Here is a 24,683-nt window from a genome sequence, read left to right on the forward strand (position 1 = left end):
GATTTTTCCGGCAAAGATGCAATAAAATTGGGGAATTTTGGAAGCGCAGCGCACTTGCATCAGGCGCAACGCATCAAAATGATATACATCGGGCAACGCGCCAAATTGGGACATAGGAATTTACCCCATTCCGAAAACGAGAGGCCATACGGAGTAACTGCAAATAAGAACGCTGTGTATTATTCTAAAGGTGGCAGCGCCACAGTGTACAATTTGAAATCAATGAGATAATAAATCTTGCCAGCTTCTAAATCAACGGCTGGCTGATTATAGATTTTGGAAAAAGGATCTTGCTCATCCCACAAAACGGGTTCCGTCCAGAGCGCATCACCGGCTTCAACCGAAAATGGAACCTGATTCACAAAAAGGTAATCCTCGTACCTTTCCAAATTTGCTACAGGGCCCAACTGAAACTTGGGTTTTGACCAGATTTGCACACCATCCACTGCGCTATAGGCAGCTATTTTTTCGTCACTAACAATAAAGGCCTTGTCCCCCTTAAGCCATGCATTATGCTCGTCCTGAGCGGCCTGCGTGTATTCAGACCACAACAAAGCACCGGTTGAAAGGTCCCGGCAACTCATTTTGTCTTTACTGAAAATATATACCCGGTCATCACCGGCAATCACTTTGTAGGGTTTGAGGTCACTCTCACCGAACTCAACCAAAGGGTTCCGCCATATTTCTGCGCTTTCAGTGAGGCTAAAATTGATAAGCTGAATGCCCCCTTCAGGAAAGCGGTCCAATGTAACAACTGCATTGCCATAGTCTTCGGAGGTGAAAAAGTCCCACTCGATTTTCAAGTCAAAGTCCTTTTCATACTCCCTGTTCATCTGATAGGCCGTTCTTACTTCCCCGCTTTCCAGATCAACCTCCCTTAAGTTTATTGTGGCGGATGACCCGTACTGCTTAAAATACAGATTAGAGCCTGTCAGTTTATGCTCGTAATTGGTTGTTTCAATAGGAATCCGGCTTCGGATCTCTAACTCCGGAATTCCAATAATCGCCACCTCTTGCTGAGGGAGTGGCGCTCCTGCACGTCTCATAAGGATGAGTTCATCTGCTTTTATGGAAATCGTTGAGGACCGCAAATCGCCCCAGGTCAAATCATCCAGATTGATGAGCTGTTGGTTTTCAAGGTCATACCGGTAAATATTAGAATAACCAATAGAGGCGCCTGATTCGAAAATCAACAGGTATCTGCCATTCACCAATTTAAGGGAATAGAAAAACAGCTGATCGGAATCTGTTAGCCATCCGCTTAAATCCAAGGTATCTGTAAGTTCAGGGGCCGGTAACTCTTGGGGGGTGACAACGGTTTTGTCGTTTAAACAGGAGGAAACTGTAAAAAGGAAGAACATGAATAGTAACGGAAAGATATGGCGTTTCATGAGGCTGGGGTTTTATGAGGAAGGGACCTTTGCCCCATCCCGGCAAAAAAATTACAATAGATGAAAGATGGGAAATACAGTTGTGGCGCGCACCGTTTTAATATTTCAAAATTTCATCAAACCACCTTACAAAGGTACCGCCCCCTTGCAAAATTCCAAATATTTCATTGTTTATTTACAAAAAAAACATTGTGCCAAAAGGATGAAAGCACTCATAGAGCTACGACCTTCTCAATCTCATATATAGAATTAATCTTACCCGCAAAAATGCAATAGAACCGGGGATTGTCGTGCAAAACAGAAATCTCCGTAGGCCGCCCATCGTCAATATAACTGGCTTTAAGTTTAGACTTGATGGTAAACATCGAGGTGAAGTACTGAAACTCCACCTTGTCAGTAAAGTAATGCCGGATTTGCCCCAGCATTTTGCGGTAATTGCTGGCCGGTTTGGCGGGGCAGAATTTGCAGATGTCCGTAAAGTCCGGGCGGCAGTTGGTGTTCACCTGCTGACAGTCGAAGGTGGGCAGGTTGTCGTAGGAGACTTTGTGGTGCGTGTAGGCTACGCTCGACAGGGACAGCAGCCCGCTTTTGCCGTAAGGCATAATGGAGCCAAAGGGACCGTCCATAATCGTCAGCCCGATATCCCGGACCTGAGGGGAATTGACGAAAGCCATTTCCGAAATCTCGTGCATCAGGTCAATATCACGTACGCCAAAGAGGCGGTTGATGGCGTTGCTGCCGGCGTAGGTCGCGTTGATCACCTGACGGGCTTTGACGGACTCACGATTACCGCTTTCCAGGTCTTTCAAGCCGACCTCCCATCGGTCGCCATCAGCTGTTGCATTGACTACTTCCGTGAAAAGCCGGGGCGTCACCTCCGGGCTTGCCTCGTAGAGCCGCTGCCGGTAGTATTCTGCGATGAGAATGGGGTCGAAGGTGTACTCCACGGTCTTGTACAAGGCCTCCAAGCGGTGATAGTTGAAGTACGGATGTCGCTCCACCGGCTCACAGGGGATGCCAATGAAAGCGCAGAACCGCTCAAACTGCGCGGCATCCGTAAAGGAGCCGAAGCGGTCGATGGCGTAGTACTTCTCGAACTCAAAGTTGATAAAACCCTGATGGTCAGCGGTAAAGCGCGCTTTGTTGTCGTCGGACATACGGGCCGTTGCTACGCTTCGCGGATAGTGGTACCCGCTGTGCAGCCGCGCCTGATTGACGATAGAAGCCTTTTTTAGCAATACCTTTTCCTTCTCCACGAGCAGTACCCGCTGCCCCTGTTCCCGGAGAAACAGAGCCGCATATATACCAAAAATACCGCCGCCGACGATCAGGAAATCGTATTGCTCCATATTTACAATTGTGCCGCTATCTGTTTGAGCCCTTCGTAAAAGTCACTGTAATCATAACGCTGCAGGGCCTCATGGAAGTTGACCGTATGCTCCAATTGCTCCGGCCGGGAAGGGCCAATCAGTATGCCGCCTACATCCGGGCTGTGAAAGGCATAAGCCATGCCACAGTGGTTCATATTGGAGACCGCAGGGCGACCGGGCTGTTCATTGGCCGCCGCGAGTACTTCTTGCAAGGGCCCGACGATGGGGTGTGGCTTGTCCGTATCTCCGCCCCGTGCTTTCAGGGAACTGCCCTGATGATAAGCCGCCGCATCAAGCTTGATCCCTCCGGCATTCACCCCGTAGGTAATGAATCGGGGCTGCCCGTGGAAGGGTTTGTAGCGCTCGTAATCCGATTGCAGCAGGTTGTGTTTCATTTGTATGCGGAAGTCGAAACCATAGGCTTCGTTCACCTTAGCATGCACCTCCGGATGACGGATACCGGACAGCCCCAACCGGTAGCCCAGGTCCTTTGCGCGCTGAAAAGCCTCAAACGTAGCCTCGATTTCTTCGGCAGCCTCCCGGTTATCCCAGTGGAGCATGAAGGTGTCGAGGTTATCCCCAAAGGCATAGCGGTACTCGTCGAGCATGATGAGCAGGAAACTTTTGGACAAATTGCACTCTGGTGTACGCATATTATTGACACTCCCCACTTTCATCATCACCCGGAGATCATTGATACCGTGGGCGTTGATCCATTGCAGGAGGATTTGCTCTGCCCGCCGGAAGTCCTCCGGGTTTTTATTAATAGGATAGTTGGTAGCCCCATCCACCTCCCGGTAGCCCCGGTCGTAAAATTGGTCGAGGAGTTGAAAGGCGGTAGCTCTTTCGGTCGTCCACCCCCACATTGCAGTGCCTAGTATTAGTGTCGGCGCGGTGCTCATGGCCGTCGTTTTTTGAGTTCGATCATGGAGTTGATGTATCGCTTAGCCAGGGGCAGGATTTCAACCCGGCTGCTGCTGATGTCGTCCGTCCATTTTACAGGCAGTTCGTAAATACGTTTGTTGAGCCACTCGGCGGTAGTGAGCAACTCCGTGGAAAAGAACCAGCCATCATTTTGCGCCCCGGCTTCGTGTAGCTCCGGGTACACCTCCCGCTTCAACCATTTGAATCCGCACATCCCATCCGAGAAGCCTACGCCGAGGTACGTTTTAAGCATCAGGTTAAACACCCGGCTGGCCACTTCGCGCTTGAAAGGCCGGTTGACGACTTGTGATTTGGAGTGCAGGCGGGAAGCGTAGACCACATCGTAATCCTCTTCAGCAATCGCCCGGTAGGCTTCCAGGAAGTGTGGCAGGTCAGTGGCCAGGTCGAGATCCATATACCCTACAATATCTGCTTTAGACTGCCCCCAGGAGGTCTTCAGTGCCAGCCCAACGCCGCGGCGGGGCACTTTCACGAAAGTGACTTCCGCAATACGGTTGCTGAGTTCCTGCGCGATTTCCAGGGTGCGGTCGGTAGAGCCATTGTCGGCAATGACGATCTGCCACTGCCCTTCGATGGGGAAATGGGTTTTCAGAAAGGCATGCAACTGCTCTACCTGCCGGGCCAAAGTCGGCTCTTCGTTCAGCACCGGAATGGTGACGTCAAAGGTCTTCATGCGTACGGGATTGGTCATTAGCGGCGAAGATAAACAACTGCGGTTGTACAACTACCTGAATTTTGCGTTATTTGTAGTCCTCAACTCAATGATGATCATGAACAACAATTCTCACGTACAGCCCAAACCATTCTGGAAGCGCCCCGAAGGCGTCACTGGCGCTGTCTTTCTGGGAGCGCTCCTCGTTGGTGGCGGCTACCTGCTGTATACGGCGTTGCCGACTCTGATTGCTTTGGCGCAAAATACGCTCTACCTGGCAGGTATGCTTGCTGTACTGGCTGCCATCGTTTATATGGTGCTCGACCCACGTATGCGCAACCTTATCTGGTACATGTACCGCAGCGTGATGCGCTGGATTACCGGCATTTTCGTAGAGCTCGACCCCATCGGCATTCTCAAAAACTATGTGGACGACCTCAAAAAGAAGGTCAAGCAGATGGAAAAGCAGATCAATATCCTGCGCGGGCAAATGCACAAATTGCGGGAGTTGATCCACAACAATAAAAAAGAGATTGAAGCCAACCTCCAACTGGCCAGCAAAGCCAAAGCCAGCAACAAGCAAACGGTGATGATCCTGAAGTCGCGCAAAGCTGGCCGCCTGAAGGACTCCAATGTCCGGCTGGAAGACCTTTATCAGAAAATGGAGGTACTGTACCGCGTGCTCACCAAGATGCACGAGAATTCGCTTATCCTTGCCGAGGACGTGAAGGACCAGGTTATGATCAAGGAGCAGGAGCGCAAAGCCATCCACGCCAGCCATGGGGCGATGAACTCCGCTATGAGCATCATGCAGGGCGACCCGGACAAGCGCGCGATGTTTGATGCCGCTATGGAAGCCATCACCGACGATGTAGCCAACAAAGTGGGAGAAATGGACCGCTTTATGGAAATGTCCTCCAACTTCATGAACTCGATCGACCTCCAGAATGGCATTTTCGAGGAAGAAGGGCTCAAAATGCTGGAAAAGTGGGAAAAAGAGAGCACTTCACTCATTTTGGGCGAAGACGAAAAACAAAACCTGCTTTCTCAGGCCGCCAACGACAGCGATGTGCTGGACCTGGACCAGCCCATCAAGGAGCCGGTGCGGCAGGAAGGGCGGCGCAATCAATATGATACTTTTTTTGATTAGCCTGTATTCAACCAAATATTTATGGGCCAATTCCTTGCAGTGGGGATAGTAACAAAACTACAGTTGCACCCCATTCCTTCCGATCCAATTGATTTTAATACCCTTCAGGAGGGTCTAGAAAACCAGGGTATCGACCTGAGCATTTACAACGGGCAGCAGTATGGCGAGACTTGGGATGGTCAACTTAAGCCATCAATAGTCGAAACAGAGTTGTTAGACTTCCTTCAGGCAGTATATGCCAAACTACAACCTTTTACCAGACTGGACGACAGTAAGGAAGTTATAAATAACTTCAAGTCATACCCGCCCGAATCCTGGTTTGAAAGACTTTCTGAAGCAAGTTTTTATAATCTTCAAAATGACGCCTACGCACAGGGGAGATATTACAGCATCGACGGAAGGCGTATACAACTGAGGTTTGTTTCAGCCGCTCTTGTTATGGGAGGTAAAATCTTTATGGAAACAGATAATGGTTTGTTCGATCTTTTTGCGGCAGGGTTACAAGCTCAATTAGATTCATTCCAGCTATCGAAAGCATTAAAGGTATATATCACAGGATGAGTATTTTCATCAGACATTATGAAGTATTAGTAATTCCCGAAAACAATTCCGGGTTTAGCGTAAACCATAGATAAATACCGTGCCTTTAGGCAAGAAACATCGGTAGATAATCCAGGCTTGAAGGCAGGTCCGTGCTGTAGGTACGGAATGTGTCAGCGCACCTTTTCCATCAATATTGCATTCCATCCCTAAATTCCTTACCTTGAGATTAGATAATTCAAGTAATATGGCTGAGTCAGTATTAGCGGGGAAAATATCCTGCCCGGCCTCCAAATCCCGCTCCAACCCTTCATTTCTTAGCCCCTTGCAAGGCTTCTGCTTCTTTCAAAGCGGAGGCTAAATTTTGCGCCCCAGCCTTCGACAACCCCCGCTCCAACGCCCATGCTGTCCCCGATATTTTCAGCAAAAATGCCTGTGGCGCAGCTCCATACAACTGCCTCGACAGTGCCAGCACGGTTGCCGGTGACAACTGATGCGTTGTAAACCCAAAATCCGCATCGGCCTTTAGCGGAGTGAACTCAAAACCCATTGGCAACTCCTCCCGACAGGCATCTACAAATAGGACGGTGCGGTAACCGGCGATAAGCAGTGCATCCTCTACCTGCAGCTGATAACGATAAACCACAGCCCCCCGGAAGCCTTTGCCTGCCTCCATCGCCTGCCCAAACGCCCACCCCAGCCCATCGTCCTGCCGGGCATCATTACCGATGGCAATCAACAAAAGTTCATTTGCCGGTTTGGATTCGAGTGGGTTCATGTGCAATTCGGGATTTAAGCGGGTCATACGCCCAGCGGATTACTGTACAGGCTACTGTTTTTTGTACGTTGCCCCATCAGCTGGCCATCATGGCTGAACAGCTCAATCCGAAGCGGCATATCCCCGATGGCGTGGGTGGCACAGCTCAGACAAGGGTCGTAAGCCCGGATGGCCACCTCCACCTGATTGAGCATGGGCTCAGTGATTTCCTTTTGGTGGCTGAGCTCCCGCCTGGCCACTTCACGTACGGCCCGGTTCATGGGCTCGTTATTGTGGGTGGTGGAGACAATAAGGTTACACCAGGTGACCTTCCCCTTTTCATCTGCCCGGTAATGATGCATCAACGTGCCCCGTGGGGCTTCCACGACGCCCACGCCTTCTTCCTGCCGCTGTCCTTCCCGAATCAGGTCATCGCTCAGGATTTCCGGATCATTCAGGAGCTGCCGGGCAACTTCGGCACAGTGTAACATTTCGATGAGGCGTGCCCAGTGATAATACAGCGTCCGGTTGACCGGGCTGTGGCCCGAAAACCCGAAGAAGTGCTGCCGTTCCTGCTCTGCCAGAGGCGTGCCAATATGGCTACAGACATTCAGCCGGGCGAGTGGGCCTACGCGGTTCCAGCCATCGGCTCTGCCCAGGTGTTTCAGGTACGGGAACTTAAGGTAGGTCCAGGGCTCTACCGCCTCTCCGAAATACTTGCGGTAGTCCTGTGCCGGCACGTCATTCAGGGTACGCTGCCCGCTTGCGTCAATAGCCCTAAGCTGCCCATCGTAAAGCTCCAGTTCGCCCTGAGCGCCAACCAGCCCAAGATGGCCGGAGGGGTAATCCGCAAAGTTATCCAGCCAGGCCCGGTTGGTTTCGTGATACTGCCGGAGCATCTGCAGGGTCTCCTGTGTCCACTCAATCATGGTGTCTACCGAAGGGATAGCTTTCCCATCCAGGAAAAACCGACGTTCTTCGGGGGTGAAGGTCTTGTAATTACCGCCCGGTACTGCCGCTACGCCATGTATGCGCTTTCCGGCAATAGCTTTGATAATTTCCTGCCCGAATTTCCGCATCAGAATGCCTCGCTTCGCCAGGTCTTTGTTGGCCATAACTACCCCAACAATATTGCGCTCGGCTGCCGGTGTATCTCCCTTAAGTAGCAAGTCGGGCGAAGCCAGGTAGAAAAAGTGCAGGGCGTGTGATTGAAAGACCTGCCCATAGTGCAAAAGCCGCCTCAGCTTGGTGGCTGTAGGCGACAAGTCTCCGGGCATCAGTCCATGCAATTGGTCGATGGCTTTGGCAGCGGCCAGGTGGTGGCTTACCGGGCAGATACCACAAAGGCGTTGCACAAGCACCGGCACCTCCCAGTACGGATGCCCCTGAATGAACCGCTCAAAGCCACGGAACTCGACGATATGGAAGCGGGCTTCGCAGACTTCCCCCTGTTCGTCCAGATGAATGGTCACCCTGCCGTGCCCTTCTACCCGGGTGACAGGGTCAATGGTAATCTTGGTGGTCTTTTGGTTGGGCATGATTAGTCGTATTTAAATTCCTCATGCGTCAGGGCATAGGGTTGCCCAAACAGCGCATGTTTCAATACTTTCCAAATGTGGCGGGCATCGGGCGGGCAGCCGGGGATGAAGTAGTCCATCCGTACGATTTCCTGGCAGCCATAAACCCGGTCGAGGAGTTCCGGCAGGTCCTCATGTTTGGGGATGACGACCTTACTATCCTCCAACTCCGTTGTGCGCCCGTAGGCTTCCAACAGGCATTCCTCTATGGGGATGAAGTTGCGCATGGCAGGCAGTCCGCCCCATATGGCGCATTCCCCTACTCCAATGAGCATATCACAGTGCTCCCGGAAAGCTCGCAGCACCTCTACATTTTCGCTGTTACAGCAGCCGCCTTCGACGATACCTACGTCGCAGCGCCGGCTAAATTCCTTAATATCGGTCAGCGGGGATTTATTGAAATCAACGAGCTCAATAACATCCAGCAGTTCTTCGTCAATATCTAAGAGAGACATGTGGCAACCGAAGCAACCGGCCAGTGAAGTAGTTGCCACTACTTTTTTGGGTGCTCCGGGCTTAGGCGTTGGCACCTCTATCGCTCCTTCTTCCTTTTCCCAGCCTTGCTCTGGTTGATCGTATTTCCGCTCTCCAACGGGCCGGGCCAGGCTTTTACCACGAACCAGAATTGCACCTACGGGGCAAAGGTGCATAGCCTGCAGAGCCTGAGCCTCGGTCAACTCGGTTTCAGCTTTGTAATCGATGGCTACTTCTGTGTCTTTGCCGCGGTTCACAAAAGAAAATACGGCTTTCCCAGCATCGGTACGTACTTCCTCCACACAGCGCCGGCACCGGATGCAACGATTGTGATCAATGACCATACGCTCCGGCCGGTAATCAATCAGCCGGTTGACGAACAGATGGGGGAATCGGGTTGCGGTCACCCCGAGCCGGTAGCCCAGCCCCTGCAAATCGCAATCGCCGCTTTTTTCGCAGGCCGGACAGAAATGATTGCCTTCGGCAAATAACATTTCCACCATACCCTTGCGCACATCCTCCAATTCCTTTGTTTGAGTTACCACCTTCATCCCGGGCTTCACCGTAGCCGTGCAGGAAGCAGTAGGTTTTCCATTGACCAGCACCGTACACACCCGGCAAGTGCCCAACGGTGGCTGAATGTGTTCATAATAACAGAGGGATGGGATAAACACGCCTGCTCCGCGTATGGCATCCACCAGGTTTTGCCCTTCCTCAGCCTGAACCTCAATACCGTCAATTTGGATGGAAACAGCCTTTGCCATAATCAGTTGGTTTTATTGGTTCCTAAGGTTTTATTCACCGTTTCCCGGTAGTCGCTGACCGCCGCCTCCAGGTCAAAGGGTTGAGCGCCCGCCGCGGCTTCAGGAGTGAAATACTGGGAAAAGTACCCTGGGAAATGCTCCATTGCCGTGAGCAAGGCATGGGTGGCGGCCCGGCCCAGCCCGCACCGGCTGGTTTGCCGCATGATGTTGCTCCAGTTCTTTATTTCAACGTAGTCATCCGCCCGGCCCAGCCCCTTGGCGAGTTTGTCCAGCTTACGGGTAAAAATGAAATTCCCTGCCCGGCAGGGGGTACAAACGCCGCAGGATTCTTCAGCAAAGAAGCTCGAAAAGTTTCGGAGGATCTGAAGCAGATCGCGTTGGGTGTTGAATATCGTTACGGCGCCCCCGCACCGCAGGTCGTCCCAGTCGAAGCACGGGTCACCGTAGTTAGGGTCGATGCATTGCCCGGAAGGCCCGCTGATTTGCACGGCCAGTGTAGATTTGGCACCAGCCCAATCCAGGACTTCTGCAAGGCGGGTCCCCCACTCTATTTCGTAAATCCCAGGGCGCTCACAATCGCCGGCAATGCTGAGCAGGCGGGTGCCTTTCATCTGAGGCGTGCCCAGGGCAGCAAATCGTTCAGCCCCAACTTCAAGTACACGGGCAGCGGCAGCAAAGGTTTCCACATTATTGACCACGGTGGGCTTTTGGCGGTAACCTCTTTCCACCGGGAAATAGGTTCGGACGCGTGGCTCGCCCCTCAAGCCTTCCAGGGAGTTCATCATGGCAGTCTCTTCGCCACAAACGTAGGCCCCGGCCCCCAACTGAATATGGATATCAAACCGGAAAGGCGTTTTAGCAGGGATCTGCGCCCCCAGCCATCCCCGGTCGTAGTACGCTGCTACCGCCGCTTCCAGTTCAGGCAAAAGCCAGCGGTATTCCGCACGCAGGTAGATCCAGCCTTCTGCCGCACCGGTAGCATAAGCGGCATGTATCATCCCTTCAATGACCAGCCCCGGCAGGTACTGTAGCAGCATACGGTCCTTGAAGGTACCGGGTTCCCCTTCGTCGGCATTGCAGAGTATGTATTTCTCGTTGCCCGGCTGCTCCCGGCAAAGGCGCCATTTCTTACCTACCGGGAAGAAGGCACCGCCCATGCCCCTTAGCCCGGAAGCTTCGAGGGTGGAAAGGACTTCCTCCGGGTCAAGCTGCAGCAATGGCTTTAGGGTTTCTCCGGGAACAAAAGGGCGAAGGAGCACTGCCCGGTCCGGCGTCAACTGGTACCGCAGATGCTGAGGAATTGGATTGGCGAGTTGTTCAACGGGCACGCCGCGCCGCAATTGCCAGACCAGTGCCTTTACCTTTTGGGGTGTCAGATGGGTGAAAGGCTGAAAGTTGATCAGGCAGGCAGGCTCCAGGTCACATAGCCCGATGCAGGAAGTCTCGTAAAGCCCGAAAGTACCCGTAGGGTCGGTTTGCCCAATCCGGGCGCCAGTCGCTTCCTCAAAAGCAGAAATGACAGCACCCATACCACTGTGCACAGCAGTGACGCTGTTGTTGACATAAATGGTGTACTGCCCGGCAGGCTGCCGGTGAAAGAAATGATAAAAGGATACGACCCCTTCAATTTCCACTTCAGAAAGCTGATACCGCGCTGCCAGAGTCTTAATGCTCTGATCGCTAATGTGCCGCTTCTCCAGCTGAATGGCCCACAGGTCGTTCAGCAACGTGCGGCGGTCCGGAAGGTCAGTTGCTGGTTTCATAGGCTAGGGTTGGGTCACTAATTAAGTTACCCCTTCCTAAAATACCATGCACTGATTTTGGTCAATGCCAGCCCATTTACTTCGTCCATCAAAAGCCCTGTATCAGAATGTCTACTCCCGCACAATTATCCGATAGCCCTGCCCCCGCAAACTATCCACCACCTGTGGCGCCGGCGCATACCCATAAGCCGTCCCCCCGAGAAAGAACATCGTCTCAATCGGATGCGGCACATTAAAGTAAATCACAGAATCAGCAGGGGACGTCTGCCGCAGGCCTTCCACTTCAATCCGTTTTGCCCACGCGGCTTCGTCTCTATCCAAAGGCTTGAGGCGTTCAAAGCTGTAACGGACCGGAAGGAGGAGCAAGCCCATTATAAAAACCTGCACCAACCGCCGCCAGCGCCCAAACCGGTATTGGTAAATCTTAAAATGCTGCCAGGCCAGAGCAGTGATTAGGAAAATGGCAGGTGCCGAAATGAGAATGTAGGCGGGCATTTTGGTGGCAGCGAAGGAGAAGAACCCCAGTGGGATCGCTATCCAGACCAGTAGTGCCCACCGGCTGGCATCCGATCGCTTGCGGAGAGCAACCCATGCCCACCAAACCAAAGGCAGGTAGATGAATTCGCCAAACAGTATCCGTATGTTATTGAGGTGGAAATACCAGGGTTGATCGTGCCCTTCGAGCCCTTCAAACAGGTGGAGGTAGTTGTAGTATTGTTCCCAGCGGGCTTCTACCGGAAAAGCTTGATGAGTGTATATTTGCCAGGGTGCCGCCACGACAAATACAGCACAGGTCATCAGCAGGCCATGCCCAAGCCAGCTTTTCCAGGAATGCTGCCGGTAGTGAATCGCCCAAAGTGCCCAAACGGGCAGTACAATAAGCCCGGGAAGCCACTTGGTGAGCACAGCCAGCCCGGTTAACAGGCCTGTAATCAAGGCGAAGCCTATCCGCTTCTGCTGTGCCGCCCGCAGTGCCCAGTACGCCCCGAATAGAATCAGCGCAACAAATACAGCGTCGACATGGTCAGTAGCCCGCCGCCCACCAGCCAGCTCCACCAGCATACCGTGTATCGCCCAAAGGAAAGCAGCAACAAAACCAATACGGGCATGGTAAAGGCGCTTACCCAGTCCGTACATCGCTCCTATCCCCAGGGTGGTGATCAGCACACTTGGCAGTCGAAGTGCCAGTAAATGGGTACCAAAAAGTTTCATGCTGCCACTCATCAGCCATAGCGCAAAAGGTTGCTTATGGAGCCAGATGTGATTGGCGGACCAGTCCTCTGGCGGATAGGGCAAAACGGGGTGGACATACAGCATGGGGCGAAAAGGGTAGCTCATCATATGCTTAGCCACCAGGGCATGGAAGCGCTCATCCCAGGGGTTGAGAAACGGGTCATTGGCGCTGAAAAGGCGCAGCAAAAAGCCGCCCAGCACCAGTAGTAAGACAGCTGTTTCGTGCTTTGATTTTGTGTGTAACCGCCAGGCGCAACCGAAGCAGAAGACCGCCCCGAGCAACACGCCCCACCAAATTGGAGAATTGGTCATTCTTTATCTTGAAAGATAGCTGTGTCAAAAGATGGGCTCACCCAGGTCCTGCACGTTGCGGTAGATCGCTGAAAGTGGAATGTCAAAGCCTAAACTTGCCAGGCTGATAGATTTGTCCAGCCCGATCGCTGTTGTCATCTTCCAGTAGCCGGGCTCCTCCCGGAAAAGGACATCCACAACGGGCTTGTCCTGATCAATTAGAACGTACTCCTGAAAAGAAGGCAGGGAGCAGTACTTGTGGAATTTATCGCCCCGGTCGTAGCCAACGGTTGATTTTGACAATACCTCCACGATCAAAACCGGATTAACAACGGCATGGGGATCTTTATCCGCTGCTTGAATTTTACCACAAATCACCATGGCATCGGGGTAAACAAAGGAATGAGCATGGTCTATCCAAAGTCGGGCATCACCATTCAACACCAGGCAACTCGAGCCCTCAAGTTTGTTGTAGAGTGAATTTGTGATATTGGTCCCGATCAGACTGTGATGAATTGAGCCCCCACTCATCGCATGGATCCGCCCTGCTTCGTATTCATGACGCTCCTCTGCCTGCGCTTCCAGGGCCAGGTAATCCTCAATAGAATAGTATTCGGTTTGCTGCTCTGCCATAAAATCACGTTGTTTATGCCTTTCAAAGATAGCTATATTCCGCCAGCCTTTCAACTCAGTGGCGGTATTCCGGTTTGCCCGGACCAATTGTTCTTTGCCGGAAAATATGCAACCCTTGTCTTGCGTTCCTAGCACCATGAAAGCAAGATTACTCACCTTCTTTATTTGTTGTACAGCGCTGAGCCTAGGCGCCCAATCTTATGATACCGCGTTTGGCATGCGCCTGGGGACCGACTGGGGGCTAACGGTCAAGCAGCGGATTTTTGATAAGACCACCCTTGAGGCTATCCTGCAAACGAGCCTGCAGCGGGAAGAGGCACTTGTAACGCTCCTCGGTACGCAACACATGCCATTCATTACCAAACGATTGAACATATACGGTGGCGGCGGGCTGCATAAAGGCTGGGGCAGCGTGCCGACTACTACTGAGGGCAGCCCGTACGAGGATCCTTTTGGGCTAACCCTTATCGGCGGGATCGAATTGTCACTCGGCAAGCTCAACCTGACGTATGATATCAAGCCGGCAATCAATCTCATTGGCGGCGAACGTACGGTTTACACCCAAACTGGCATTTCGCTGCGCTACGTCATTCTGAAGCGCAACTGGCTGAAGAAAAAGCAACGGAAAAGACGCCGCCAAAAAGAAGGCATCAACTGGCGGTTCTGGGAAAACTAAACCGAATCTGTTATTGGGGTATGCTGTAGTCTTTGCTGAGGGCTTTTTGCAGGCGCACCTGCTGCCCGTCCAGGTTCAGGCTTACCTCCAGCCCGTCTCCCGAGCGCTGAAAAGTCCCATCCCCCATAGCGGAAGAAAAACGGAAGCCCTGATCGATTAAGTCCAAAGTGGCGGAGTCCTGAGGCGCCATACCGGTCATCAGTACATTCAGCTGATTGAGCGGGGGCAAAACGCCATCAAGAACAAAATGCTCCCCAATCAGCGTATCTTCATGCATGCCTACGAACAGGATATGAGAGCCTGTTTCCTGGCTAAGAGTATAGGTCCCCACGAGTTCTTCCCGCGTGGGCGGCAGCTGCAACTCAAACTTCCCGTTTTTGTATACGCCCAATTGGGTGTAATGGAAGCCTTCATCCTCCTGCATTTCATCCTGCCAGCCCTGATAGTAGACGATAGCCTCCCCTTCACGGATAGCATAGAGGTAATCTCCTGCGCCAGCGTACCAGCCACCAGCGGCAGCAAGGGCGGAGTCCGGAATGCCATAATCTGAAAAAGCAGCGGGCGGGATGCTGTCACAGGCGGCAATATTGGCAATCTTGACTTTTTGCTCTTCGACTAATGTGTAAACGGCACTTTTGGGAATACCTGCGCCACTTTCGCCCTTGGACTCGCAGAGCAAACGGACACTAAAGTCCTGAGCAGCTTCCTGATCGGGTGCACACCCAAAGGCCATCAGGCCAAGAGCAAAGAGGAAAGGGAGAATAATCGGTTGGCGCATGGTTTTTCCGTTTTGATAAAGATAACAGTTTTTTCTAAAAAAGTTTTTCACTAATTCCGGAACTATTTTATCTTTGCATCGCTTTGATAAAAAGGAAGTCAAAAAGTGGCGTCCAAATCCTCAAAATGGTGGTTGTAGCTCAGTTGGTTAGAGCGCTGGATTGTGGTTCCAGAGGTCGCCGGTTCAAATCCGGTCTTCCACCCCACTAAAGCCTGCCGGTTATTCCGGCGGGCTTTTTTTATGCAACCGCTCCCCGGTTGGTGATGTTTGGAATACAAAAAACCTGACATGAGCGCATCCGCAGCAATGCCCTATTTCATCAAGCCTTCCGTCAACCTCGACCGGGCGGCAAAAACGGAAGCCTACGAGCAGGCACTGATGGCCATTCAGGCTAATCTGGAAGGGGAAACGGATACCACCCTTAAAATGGCTACCATCAACTGTCTGCTCAAAACTTATCTGCCGTATTACTATTGGGTGGGCTTTTATGTCAAAAGCGGTGAGCGCCAGTTGTCGGTAGGGCCCTATCAGGGTACTCTGGGCTGCCTGCACATCAGCTACGATAAAGGGGTTTGTGGAAGAGCGGCCCGGGAGGAGAAAACGCAAATTGTGCCCGACACCCACGCCCTGCAGCAGGGCACCGACCATATTGCCTGTGACCCCAATTCCTGCTCTGAAATCGTAGTGCCGGTTTTTGGGAAAGATGGTGCGCTGACTGCTGTTTTTGATGTAGACAGTACGCTAAAGGACTCCTTTGATGAAGTGGATCAAAAATACCTGGAACGCCTGATGAAGGAAGTGTTTTAGTACTTGGTTTTCTTTTTGTGTTTTTTGACCTCCCTGTACATTTTGCCAAATTTTTTATCTCTAGCCCTTCGTTCCAAGACAGTAGAGGAAAAATGCGCCTGCTCGTTCTCCATTTTATAGAAGTTTTCCAGCGTGGCCTCCTCAAGATCACCTGAATCCAAAGCAGCCAAAACAGCACAGCCAATCTCAGAGGTATGCGTACAGTCTGAAAACTTACAGGCGTCAGACAAGGCATAAATTTGCTCAAAGGTTTGTTCCAGCCCTCCCGAACGGTCAGTGATGCCTACTTCCCGCATGCCGGGGTTATCGATCAACACAGCGCCGTTGACCAGGGGGACCAGCTCCCGGTGGGTGGTTACATGCTTACCCCGGTCGATCCCTTCGCTGATGGCGCCTGTTTTCATACGCTCCACACCGCTAAGGCTATTGATCAGAGAGGATTTCCCAACACCGGAGGAGCCCAGTAAACAGTAGGTTTTTCCCCTTACAACCAGATCTTTCAGCGCATTAATCCCCTCTTGTGTTTCATTGCTGACCGCAAAAACCGGGACATCAGCAACACGGGACCTTATTTTTCCGAGCAGACTTTCCTGCTCTGCTTCCGATATCAAATCCACCTTGGTGACCACAATCAGGGGCTGTATTTTTGCAGCGTGGCAAAGCGTCAGATATCGCTCCAACCGGTTGATGCTGAAATCTCTATTCACCGATTGGACAATAATCCCATAGTCAATATTGGTAGCGATGATTTGCCGTTCGCCAAGCTTGCCAACCGCCTGCCGCTCCAAAACGGTATGGCGGGGAAATACCGCATGAATCAGAGCTTTGCCTTCGTCGTATTCAGAAATAGCGACCCAATCACCCACTGCGGGCAGATCGTTTTTTGAAGCTGCTGCGTACCGTAAGTTGCCCAGTAATTCGGCGTCAAATTCTCCTTCTTCACTGCTTACCATATAGCGTTCACGGTGCTCTACCGTCACCCTGCCCACTAAATGCTGGCTATAGCCGTGTTCCTGCCGGTAGGCCTCAAGGGCTTCATTGTATCCAAGATCTTCCAGATTCATTGATCGTCCTGCGTTGTTTACAAAGCGATATACTGAAGATTAAGTGGTTTGCCACAGCAAACCTACTCAATGTCAGCATTTACGCTGGGAAGTGGCTTGCTCCGATGTCGCAAATCCAAGATCCCGACATTTATCGTTCCCCGTGCTGGCCGTTAGCGCCAGTAGGTGACCACTTCGTATTGCGTATAACATCCACCTGTTCAAATAAGTGCCCCTGTAGCTGTAATTTATTTCAAGCCTAGCCTACTTTCCTGGGCGGATGGGCTTGCAGGAAATGCACCACTTCTTCCGGCTCGTCCGTAAGGCAAAGCAAATCGTAATATTCCCGGCCCCAGGCCAGCTGCCGCAGCAGTGGATAGATCAGCGTTTCAATTTCATACCGCTGCCGGCCGAGGAAAACCATAGGGCTGTAGTAATTAAAGGTACCGTAGTGGTTCTGCGTGGCATCCATGAAGATTTCCTGCGTAGTCCCTGCACTGCCGGGGGCACAAATAATACCGTACAGACTGATGGCCAGCAGGGTGTCTTCCCGAATGCTGTTCGAAAAATACTTGGCGATATGGCTGGCGAACAAATTGCTGGGCTCATGCCCGTAGAACCAGGTGGGGATGGCAAGGTTTTCTGCGCCATCCGGGTAGTCCTGAAGGACTGCCTGCGCTGCCTCGTGATAACCGGGATCAGTGTAGTGGGGCGCAGACTTTAAGGTGCGTAGGGCTTGTTTGAGGGCCTCTGCTCCATAAGGCGACAAGTATGCGCCAAGATTGGCGGCTTCCATGATGCCCGGCCCGCCCCCGGAAACGACAAAGTAGCCGGCTTTCGCCAAAAGCAGGGCGGTAAGGGCGGTTTTTTCAAAATACGGATCCGTGCGCAACGTGCTATGCCCGCCCATGATGCCCACGCAGCGGCGGCTGGTCATGCCTTCTTCATCAAATTGCAGCAACTGCCGCAGCCCCTCATCAATAGAGTGGTCGTGAATGCGTTGCCACAGGGCCTCATTGATGGGCGGATTGAGCTTGGAAGCCGAAAAATGCTCGTAAATGTGCAAGTCCGCCTGCTTGCCTTCCACCGGGGTGATGAGCTCCTGCCAGGTGTAAAGCGCCTTCCTGAATGGATTGTAGGGTAAAGGTTGTGCCGGTGGCGTATAGATATGGGCACCGATACGCCGTAACTGTAGCTCGGTTTCCAGGTCCATAGGGCAACCCAGGAAAGCTGTATTGCCGATGCGGCACTTGTCCCAATCCAGGCTTTGCTCCCGCAAGTCGACGCCCTGAACCGTGCAATTCGTTAAATCCGTCCGGCCTTGCAGTGCTGCCCATTCGGTGATCAGTATTTCCTGAGGATGATCAAATTTCGTCATAGCGTTGTTGGAGTTGTTGGTGAATGGCATGTATCTGCCGGATAATGGACTGCTGCCCGTCGTTCTGAATGAGGTAATCGGCGCGCCGGACTTTCTCTTCCTCCGGCATTTGTTTGCGCATGCGGGCACGAACGGCCTCCTCCTCTACCCCATCCCGCTGCATCACCCGCCTGAGGCGCACTTCCTCCGGAGCGCTCACCACAATCACCGCATCAAGGGCTTTGAAACTCCCACTCTCATAGAGCAGAGCAGCTTCCTTGAGCGTGTATGGCACACCGGATTGTGCCCGCTGCCAACGTTCTGCATCCGCCCCAACTGCGGGGTGGACGGCTGCGTTGAGCTGTTCCAGCAAACTGGAGTCACTGAAGGCTTTTTGAGCAATATGTGCCCGGTTCAGCGCTCCGGATACATCGTAAGCTTCGGAGCCGAACAGTGCAATGATCCTCGCTTTGAGTTGGTCATCGTTGACCATCAGCCATTTGGCACGGTCATCGGCATAGTAGACCGGGATGCCCAGAGTTTCGAAAATACGGCAGGCGGTGGTTTTTCCACTGCCGATACCTCCGGTGATCCCTATTTTCAGGGGTGGTTTTGGCAATTTGCTTTCCATAGGCGATAAAAATAAGTGCCTGAAGTTTAAAATGCCGCACAATCGGCCTATTTTTAGAATCATGGCGAGAAAAGCAACCCTCCTCTTACCGTTTCTGCTGCTTAGTTGCGTGCTCCTGGCGCAAGACCTGCACTTTTCGCAATTCCATAATGCGCCTCAGCAAATCAACCCCGCTTTGGCAGGAGCTTACCGGCCGGACCACCGCTTTGGTGCCAATTACCGGTCGCAGTGGCAATCCGTGCCGGTGGCTTACGAGACTATTGTGGCCGGCTACAGCCGAAAGGTGCGGTTGCCGAAGCTGCGGAATCATCTGTTTGGAGCGGGGGCGCATTTTTTATATGATCAGGCGGGGGACGGGCAGCTGAGTTGGGTTCAGGTGGGGCTTTCGCTGGCGTACCACTTGCAACTTTCGGAGGAACAAACGCTTTCCGCAGGCATTCAGGGCCGCTTTGGGCAACGGACCCTGCAACCCGGTGCCTTTCAGTTTGGTGATCAGTTTACCGACAACTTCTTCGATCCCACCACGCCTTCCGCTGAGGTGCTGCCCCGCACCGCCGCCGGCTATAGCAGCCTGGGGGCAGGCGTGAACTACCGCTATGCTGATACCCGCAGCCGTACCGAAATTAATGCCGGCCTGGGCAGCGCTCACCTTAATCAGCCTTCTTTGTCCTTTTTGGAAAATGAAGCGGTCCCTCTGCCCATTTTGGTCAACCTTCATGTTACAGGTGTCGTAGAATTGGATGAAACCTGGGACCTTGCAGCCTACCTACTCGGACAGCGGCAGGGCAGCTACCGGGAAATCGTAGGCCTGGCCGGCGGGCGCTACCACCTAAATGAGTTAACGGGCCTGCCCTTAGCCCTACAATTAAGTGGCGGCTACCGGCTCAGTGATGCCGCTATTGTCTTGCTGGAAGTCTTTTACCGGGACTGGCGGCTGGGGCTGAGCTACGATATCAACACCTCCCCTTTCCGGCAGGCCACCAACGGCAGGGGCGGGACGGAGTTATCCCTGCAATATTTTATTACCGAGGTCAAACCACCCAAAGCCTTCAAAGCCTGCCCGGTCTTTTAGCCCAACCTAATGCTTATGATTCACCGATTGCTCTTGTTTTCCATGCTGCTCCTTGCCCCGTTGCTGTTGCCTGGGCAGACCTTCAAAGCTTTTGTAAAAGCGGGTGATGAAGCCCTCGCCCGGCAAGATTATCAGGCGGCGCTGCAGCACTACAGCGGGGCACTTGAACTCCGCGCGGAGACCCCAGCCATCAGCCTGAAATTCGCACAGGTCGCGCTGCGCTTTCATGCCTATCAGCAGGCGGTTGAGCACTTTCAAAAAGTACTGGACAGCCCGCAGGGCGACCGCTTCCCGCAAGCTCTGCTTGGCTTGAGCGAGGTCTATCAGCGTACCGGGGATTACGATCAGGCGGTTGGCTACCTGACCGCCTTCCTTAAACGGCCGGGCCTTGCTCCGGAAGACCGCGCAAAAGCCGAACGAATACTACAGCAGTGCCGGTGGGCGCTCCGGCAAACAGCTGATACCCTGACCAAGGTTGCTCATCTGGGAAGAAGCGTGAATACCGATTACTCCGAATTTGCACCCCTGCTGCACAACGATACCTTTTACTATTCCTCTTTCCGCTACGAACGGGAAGAAGACGACTACGCCCCACCGCGCCGCATTACCAAGGTGCTCTACCGAAAGGGGCAAGGCCGGGGCCGCCCGCTGCGCCGGGGCTTCAATGACGATCAGTTGCATACCGCCCATACGGCCTTTAGCTTTGATGGGAACCGGGTGTATTTCACCATTTGCGATTATGTCAATGCTTCGGAAATCCACTGTCAGCTGGGCTACCGGGAGCGGGACAGACGGGGGCGTTGGGAGCAGAAGGTAACCTTTTTGCCAAACACGGTCAATCAAAAGGGGAAGACCGCCACGCAACCGAGCCTGGGGTACGACTCCACGGCACAAACCGAAGTGCTCTTTTTTGTACAGGAAAGCGATGCCGGAGACCTTGAACTGTTCCGTGCGGATATTGATACCGCTGGTCAGGTGGGAGAACCTGTATCCTTATCAGGGCTAAACACTGCTCAGGACGACATTACCCCCTTTTTCCATACGCCTACGCAGACCCTCTACTTCAGCTCCACCGGGCGGGATAATTTTGGAGGATATGATGTTTTCCGGTCAAGACGTACGGCTGAAGGCTGGACGCCCCCGGTCAATCTTGGGCTGCCCGTCAATTCCAGCTACAATGATCTTTACTACAGCCTGAGTGGGGACACGACCCTGGCTTTTCTGGCCAGCAACCGGACCGGTGCCTACTACCTCGATGACGACTTTGAGGCTTGCTGCAATGACCTGTACGCCGTACAATACCTTTTGCCCATGCCAGATACCCCGGCACTGACAGAAGTCCCGGACATGCCTGAGCCGATGCGGCCCGGCATCCCTGAGCCAGAACCCGTCCCCAATACGCTACAGGATTTTTTGCCCCTGGCCCTCTACTTCGACAACGATGAGCCCGACAAACGCACCCGGCGCACCACTACGCAGCGCACTTACGGGGAAACTTATGAAGCCTATGCCGCCCGAAAACCAGAATACCTGGACCGCTTTGCCGATCCGCTGGAGGCTGAGTTAAGGGAAGAAGCGACCTACGCTGTAGAGGCTTTTTTTGAGGAAGAAGCAGAGAAAGGACATGTATTCCTGGGGCGGTTTTCAGAAATATTATTGCAACGCCTTGAAAGTGGGGATACCGTCGAGATTTTCATGAAAGGCTACACGAGCCCAAGGGCCAAAAAGGACTATAACCTGGCCCTCAGTAAGCGGCGCATCAGCAGTGTGCGCAATCACTTCCGGACCTATGAAGGCGGGGTTTTCCTGCCTTACCTCGAAAACGGGCAGCTGATCTTATCAGAACGCCCCTTTGGTGAAGCCACTGCTTCCAATACCGTCAGTGATGCCCTGGATGATTTACGCAACAGCATCTACCATCCGGATGCAGCCCGGGAACGGCGGGTGGAAATCGTGGAGATTAAAGATTGAAAAAGCTTATTGTGTGGCTACAACGAGGTCGAAGCGAATGTCAATTTCTTCCTCCACTTTGATCAGTCCACCCATAGCGGTAGGTGGCGTAATGCCAAAATCCCGCATACAAAGGGTCTTTCTGGATTGAATCCGGAACTTCGCTTTGCCCAGTGCCTTTACCCGTACAGGCAGAGAGATTTGCCGGGAGCGGCCCGCAAGTCTTACAGAGGCCTCAGCCGTCAAATCAGACCATCCTTCGACTGCATTTAAAGCCAGAGGCAGGTGCAATTCCTCGGGCTGAATCACAATTTCCGGATAGGCATCTGCCTTCAGTGCCTCATAGAGGTCTTTATTCATAATGCGGTTGCCACAATCCAATGCGCGGACGGGAATCCGCAGGCGGGTACCTTTAAAGATATAGTGCCCGTCGCAGTGCTGCTCCAACTCATAGGTAATGGGCTCGAAGTCTTCATCGCAAACGCAGGAGAAGGGCTTGATATTGGACGTTCCGATGAGCGTCAGTTCAGACTCTTCAAGAATGTAAGCCCGCTCCCGATCGGCATATCCGGAAAGCAGGATAGTCAGCACCAACAGCAGGAAAGTAAAGCGGACAGGGTAACGCATGGCTTTGAGTTTGGATGAAAAAAGGACTCCCGGCAGGCATGGAGCGCCGGCCGGGAGCCTGTTTTTGCTAGTCTTTCGACTCTACGTTTTTCTTTTCCTTAGAAGCCAACTACTGCTTCAATCATCAGGCCGCTGAAATTGCCGTCAGAAAGCAATGAGCCTGGTGCAAAGTCAAGGTATTCCTGGTTCACATACTCCGCTTTCAGCAGGATGTTGTCGATGACGAACCAGCCACCGCCGATTTGGTAGCGGTTAATGGTCACAGAAGCGTCACTGGATACATCTGCATTAACGGTATTGTAACGGCCACCGATGTAGAAATCCTCATTCTTGCCGAAGCGGTACAGTACATCCGCAGCAACCTGCGTCATGTTGCGCTTTTCAGGTTCGAACCAGTTACGTCCGCTAGACATTTCGTAGGTTCCGAAAAACTCGAATCCACCGGCTTTGACAAATGCGTTGCCCATGAAGGCAGTCACTTCGTCCATGAAACCAGGGCTGTAACGGCCGGAGGAGAAGATGCCGCTATCGCCTGCACGAGCACCCGGAGGAGACATCACGAGGTAGTAACGGGAGCCGCCACGGTCACCACTGTAAAGGTGGTTAACAGCGGAGCTGGCAGTGTGGTAGGCAGAACCAGTTATCCGGAGGCGTACGTTATCTGCTACCTCGCTATCGTAGCCAATCTTACCAATGATAGAAGGGGCACGCTTGGAGTTTTCGTCTACTTCACTTGTGTTTGGTGCAGTAATGTTACCATTGATTTCACCACCGGTGATCCCCAACATGGCAATCCAGCCTTCTTTCTGGTAGTAAACTTCACCACCAATCTCTGTATTGAAGGCATCAACGATGTAGTTGCCTACGAATGGGTTGTACATGGCATTACCGTTGTCCGTACGGCGGAAGTGGGCGTCACCGTAGTTGATTTCCATATGACCAGCACGGATGGTGATGTTTTCCATCAGCTTGTCCGCAAAATCGCTGTTGAGGAAGGACAGGTCATCGACTTGTATGAAGCCGCCTTTTACCCATGCTTCCGGGTGGTGGCGGGAAGACAGATAGGTCACCAGGTTCAGGCGAACGCCTTTGGCCAGTTCCACGTCGATGTTTAGGTTGGCTGTGGCCAAGTTGAAGCCATTTTCAAGATTGTACAGTTCATTGTCAAACTGGCCGTCGCCGTCCACATCCATGAGGGTGTTGCTGTGGTCGAGTGCCTGGAACTGTTGAGCGAAGTTACCGCCCAGGCGGACTTTCACGCCTTCGAAATCAAGACTATCCTTTTTGAGGTATTCGAATTCATTCACACCTTCCTGATCGTAAGGGCGAAGGTTGTCAATCCTGGCTTGCTGAGCCATCAGTGAGGTCACCGCGAGCAGTGCGATGAAGCTAAATAGTGCTTTGAATAATTTCATGACGAGTAGGTTTTTTAACGTGGTTGTTTTATGTGAATCGCTAACACACGCACCGTTCAGGCAGGACCGGGCATGACTATCCCGGTCAGAAGTCCTGTTAGCAAGGGCGCTGTTTTTCGAGAAAATCCAGACGAATCTTTAAGTCTTACCGGTCCAGGCCGGCATTGCCGTTGGAAGGCTGCATTCTGACACTGTATTCAATGGTGACTTTTTCACCGGTTTTGATGGAGCCCATCAGTGCAGTGGGAGGTTCCATTCCATAGTCAGGCATGTTGATGTCGTAGCTGCCGGAGAATACTAATCCGCCATTGGCTACCGGCTTTCCGTTCGCTTTGAGGGTGACGTTTTTGGTTTGTCCGGCTACCGTAAGCTTACCGTTGGCGGTGATCAGGTAGCTTCCGTTAACCCATTTCACATCCGCAGCGCTCGCTTTAAAGGTGATGTTGGGGTGCTTGTCTTTTTTGAGGGCATCCCAGGTTTTGCCGTCCATAATCCGGCCCTTGGTACTAATAATGCTTTCAACCGGGACAGTCACAGACAGGTTCCTAACATTACCTACCTTACCATCTGCCCAGTCGATATATGCTTCAGCATTTATCTTCGTGATATCCGATGTCCAATCGTGCAAAGTTGAGGTGCCAGATACGGTCATCTCAAAATCTTCCACCTCGTAGGCCTGCCCGGAAAGCGAAACCGCCACAAATAGTGCAAGTAAGTTCAATAGCAGGTATTTCATAACGATCTGTTTTTTGTTGTTGTTGGTCCAAAGATATCCTACTTGGCAGGT

At 52.5% G+C, this 24,683-nt stretch carries 23 protein-coding genes and 1 tRNA gene; 7 read left to right on the forward strand and 17 right to left on the reverse strand.

Annotated features, from left to right (window positions below):
- Positions 1-179 precede the first annotated feature (179 nt).
- From ACO08I_RS02910 to ACO08I_RS02925, 4 genes are all read right to left on the reverse strand, one after another.
- Positions 180-1,391: a hypothetical protein gene (locus ACO08I_RS02910; RefSeq protein WP_421948420.1), complete on the reverse strand. Its 1,212-nt coding sequence runs from the start codon at positions 1,389-1,391 to the stop codon at positions 180-182.
- A gap of 212 nt (positions 1,392-1,603) precedes the next feature.
- Entirely contained in the window at positions 1,604-2,740 is a 1,137-nt protein-coding gene (locus tag ACO08I_RS02915; protein WP_421948421.1) for an NAD(P)/FAD-dependent oxidoreductase, read from the reverse strand.
- Between the two features lie 2 nt (positions 2,741-2,742).
- On the reverse strand, positions 2,743-3,663 hold the full coding sequence (locus tag ACO08I_RS02920; RefSeq protein ID WP_421948422.1) for an aldo/keto reductase: 921 nt from the start codon (positions 3,661-3,663) through the stop codon (positions 2,743-2,745).
- A complete protein-coding gene (locus tag ACO08I_RS02925; RefSeq protein ID WP_421948423.1) occupies positions 3,660-4,379 on the reverse strand; it encodes a glycosyltransferase in 720 nt (239 codons plus the stop codon). Before ACO08I_RS02925 ends, ACO08I_RS02920 begins: the two co-directional genes overlap by 4 nt.
- Here ACO08I_RS02925 and ACO08I_RS02930 point away from each other — a divergent pair.
- Both ACO08I_RS02930 and ACO08I_RS02935 read left to right on the forward strand, forming a co-directional pair.
- On the forward strand, positions 4,378-5,508 hold the full coding sequence (locus ACO08I_RS02930; RefSeq protein WP_421948424.1) for a hypothetical protein: 1,131 nt from the start codon (positions 4,378-4,380) through the stop codon (positions 5,506-5,508). The two genes, ACO08I_RS02925 and ACO08I_RS02930, sit on opposite strands and share 2 nt — an antisense overlap.
- Positions 5,509-5,529: 21 nt before the next feature.
- Complete coding sequence (locus tag ACO08I_RS02935; RefSeq protein ID WP_421948425.1) at positions 5,530-6,069, forward strand: hypothetical protein; 540 nt, start codon at positions 5,530-5,532, stop codon at positions 6,067-6,069.
- A 289-nt stretch (positions 6,070-6,358) separates the two neighbouring features.
- Here ACO08I_RS02935 and ACO08I_RS02940 read toward each other — a convergent pair whose 3' ends face one another.
- From ACO08I_RS02940 to ACO08I_RS02965, 6 genes are all read right to left on the reverse strand, one after another.
- Entirely contained in the window at positions 6,359-6,826 is a 468-nt protein-coding gene (locus tag ACO08I_RS02940) for a hydrogenase maturation protease (protein ID WP_421948426.1), read from the reverse strand.
- Between the two features lie 23 nt (positions 6,827-6,849).
- Positions 6,850-8,343: a Ni/Fe hydrogenase subunit alpha gene (locus tag ACO08I_RS02945; protein WP_421948427.1), complete on the reverse strand. Its 1,494-nt coding sequence runs from the start codon at positions 8,341-8,343 to the stop codon at positions 6,850-6,852.
- 2 nt (positions 8,344-8,345) lie between these two features.
- The gene (locus tag ACO08I_RS02950) at positions 8,346-9,620 is read right to left on the reverse strand and encodes a 2Fe-2S iron-sulfur cluster-binding protein (RefSeq protein WP_421948428.1); all 1,275 of its coding nucleotides are present in this window, start codon (positions 9,618-9,620) and stop codon (positions 8,346-8,348) included.
- Positions 9,621-9,622: 2 nt separating this feature from the next.
- Positions 9,623-11,383 (reverse strand): NAD(P)H-dependent oxidoreductase subunit E, encoded by a 1,761-nt coding sequence (locus ACO08I_RS02955; RefSeq protein ID WP_421948429.1) that lies wholly within the window; start codon positions 11,381-11,383, stop codon positions 9,623-9,625.
- Positions 11,384-11,494: 111 nt separating this feature from the next.
- Complete coding sequence (locus ACO08I_RS02960; protein ID WP_421948430.1) at positions 11,495-12,928, reverse strand: ArnT family glycosyltransferase; 1,434 nt, start codon at positions 12,926-12,928, stop codon at positions 11,495-11,497.
- A 24-nt stretch (positions 12,929-12,952) separates the two neighbouring features.
- On the reverse strand, positions 12,953-13,540 hold the full coding sequence (locus ACO08I_RS02965; protein WP_421948431.1) for a Uma2 family endonuclease: 588 nt from the start codon (positions 13,538-13,540) through the stop codon (positions 12,953-12,955).
- A gap of 136 nt (positions 13,541-13,676) precedes the next feature.
- On the opposite strand from ACO08I_RS02965, the gene ACO08I_RS02970 reads away from it, so the two are divergent.
- Entirely contained in the window at positions 13,677-14,216 is a 540-nt protein-coding gene (locus tag ACO08I_RS02970; protein ID WP_421948432.1) for a hypothetical protein, read from the forward strand.
- Positions 14,217-14,226: 10 nt separating this feature from the next.
- Here the strand turns inward: ACO08I_RS02970 and ACO08I_RS02975 are convergent, their stop codons facing one another.
- Complete coding sequence (locus tag ACO08I_RS02975) at positions 14,227-14,994, reverse strand: hypothetical protein (RefSeq protein WP_421948433.1); 768 nt, start codon at positions 14,992-14,994, stop codon at positions 14,227-14,229.
- Positions 14,995-15,122: 128 nt separating this feature from the next.
- On the opposite strand from ACO08I_RS02975, the gene ACO08I_RS02980 reads away from it, so the two are divergent.
- Both ACO08I_RS02980 and ACO08I_RS02985 read left to right on the forward strand, forming a co-directional pair.
- A tRNA-His gene (locus ACO08I_RS02980) sits at positions 15,123-15,199 on the forward strand.
- An 83-nt stretch (positions 15,200-15,282) separates the two neighbouring features.
- Positions 15,283-15,801: a GAF domain-containing protein gene (locus ACO08I_RS02985; RefSeq protein ID WP_421948434.1), complete on the forward strand. Its 519-nt coding sequence runs from the start codon at positions 15,283-15,285 to the stop codon at positions 15,799-15,801.
- On the opposite strand, the gene rsgA is transcribed toward ACO08I_RS02985, so the two are convergent.
- The 3 genes from rsgA to coaE form a co-directional block, all read right to left on the reverse strand.
- Positions 15,798-16,865, reverse strand: coding sequence for a ribosome small subunit-dependent GTPase A (gene rsgA / locus ACO08I_RS02990; RefSeq protein ID WP_421948435.1), 1,068 nt, complete (start codon positions 16,863-16,865; stop codon positions 15,798-15,800). The genes ACO08I_RS02985 and rsgA overlap by 4 nt on opposite strands.
- Positions 16,866-17,103: 238 nt before the next feature.
- Positions 17,104-18,252: an LOG family protein gene (locus tag ACO08I_RS02995; RefSeq protein WP_421948436.1), complete on the reverse strand. Its 1,149-nt coding sequence runs from the start codon at positions 18,250-18,252 to the stop codon at positions 17,104-17,106.
- On the reverse strand, positions 18,209-18,832 hold the full coding sequence (coaE, locus tag ACO08I_RS03000; RefSeq protein WP_282782508.1) for a dephospho-CoA kinase: 624 nt from the start codon (positions 18,830-18,832) through the stop codon (positions 18,209-18,211). Before coaE ends, ACO08I_RS02995 begins: the two co-directional genes overlap by 44 nt.
- A gap of 61 nt (positions 18,833-18,893) precedes the next feature.
- Here coaE and ACO08I_RS03005 point away from each other — a divergent pair, with 61 nt between their 5' ends.
- Positions 18,894-19,904 carry a PorP/SprF family type IX secretion system membrane protein gene (locus ACO08I_RS03005; RefSeq protein WP_421948437.1) on the forward strand — a complete coding sequence of 337 codons (1,011 nt, stop codon included), beginning with the start codon at positions 18,894-18,896 and terminating at the stop codon, positions 19,902-19,904.
- A gap of 15 nt (positions 19,905-19,919) precedes the next feature.
- Positions 19,920-21,875 (forward strand): hypothetical protein, encoded by a 1,956-nt coding sequence (locus ACO08I_RS03010; protein ID WP_421948438.1) that lies wholly within the window; start codon positions 19,920-19,922, stop codon positions 21,873-21,875.
- Between the two features lie 6 nt (positions 21,876-21,881).
- Here the strand turns inward: ACO08I_RS03010 and ACO08I_RS03015 are convergent, their stop codons facing one another.
- The 3 genes from ACO08I_RS03015 to ACO08I_RS03025 all read right to left on the reverse strand — a co-directional run bounded on the left by ACO08I_RS03015 (position 21,882) and on the right by ACO08I_RS03025 (position 24,632).
- Positions 21,882-22,481, reverse strand: a complete 600-nt coding sequence (locus tag ACO08I_RS03015) for a hypothetical protein (protein WP_421948439.1) — start codon at positions 22,479-22,481, stop codon at positions 21,882-21,884.
- Between the two features lie 98 nt (positions 22,482-22,579).
- Positions 22,580-23,896 carry a hypothetical protein gene (locus tag ACO08I_RS03020; RefSeq protein WP_421948440.1) on the reverse strand — a complete coding sequence of 439 codons (1,317 nt, stop codon included), beginning with the start codon at positions 23,894-23,896 and terminating at the stop codon, positions 22,580-22,582.
- 145 nt (positions 23,897-24,041) lie between these two features.
- On the reverse strand, positions 24,042-24,632 hold the full coding sequence (locus tag ACO08I_RS03025; RefSeq protein ID WP_282782517.1) for a YceI family protein: 591 nt from the start codon (positions 24,630-24,632) through the stop codon (positions 24,042-24,044).
- Between the last annotated feature and the right edge of the window lie 51 nt (positions 24,633-24,683).

Origin of the sequence: Phaeodactylibacter xiamenensis, assembly GCF_965229835.1 — a bacterium.
Taxonomy (GTDB): Bacteria; Bacteroidota; Bacteroidia; order Chitinophagales; family Saprospiraceae; genus Phaeodactylibacter; species Phaeodactylibacter xiamenensis.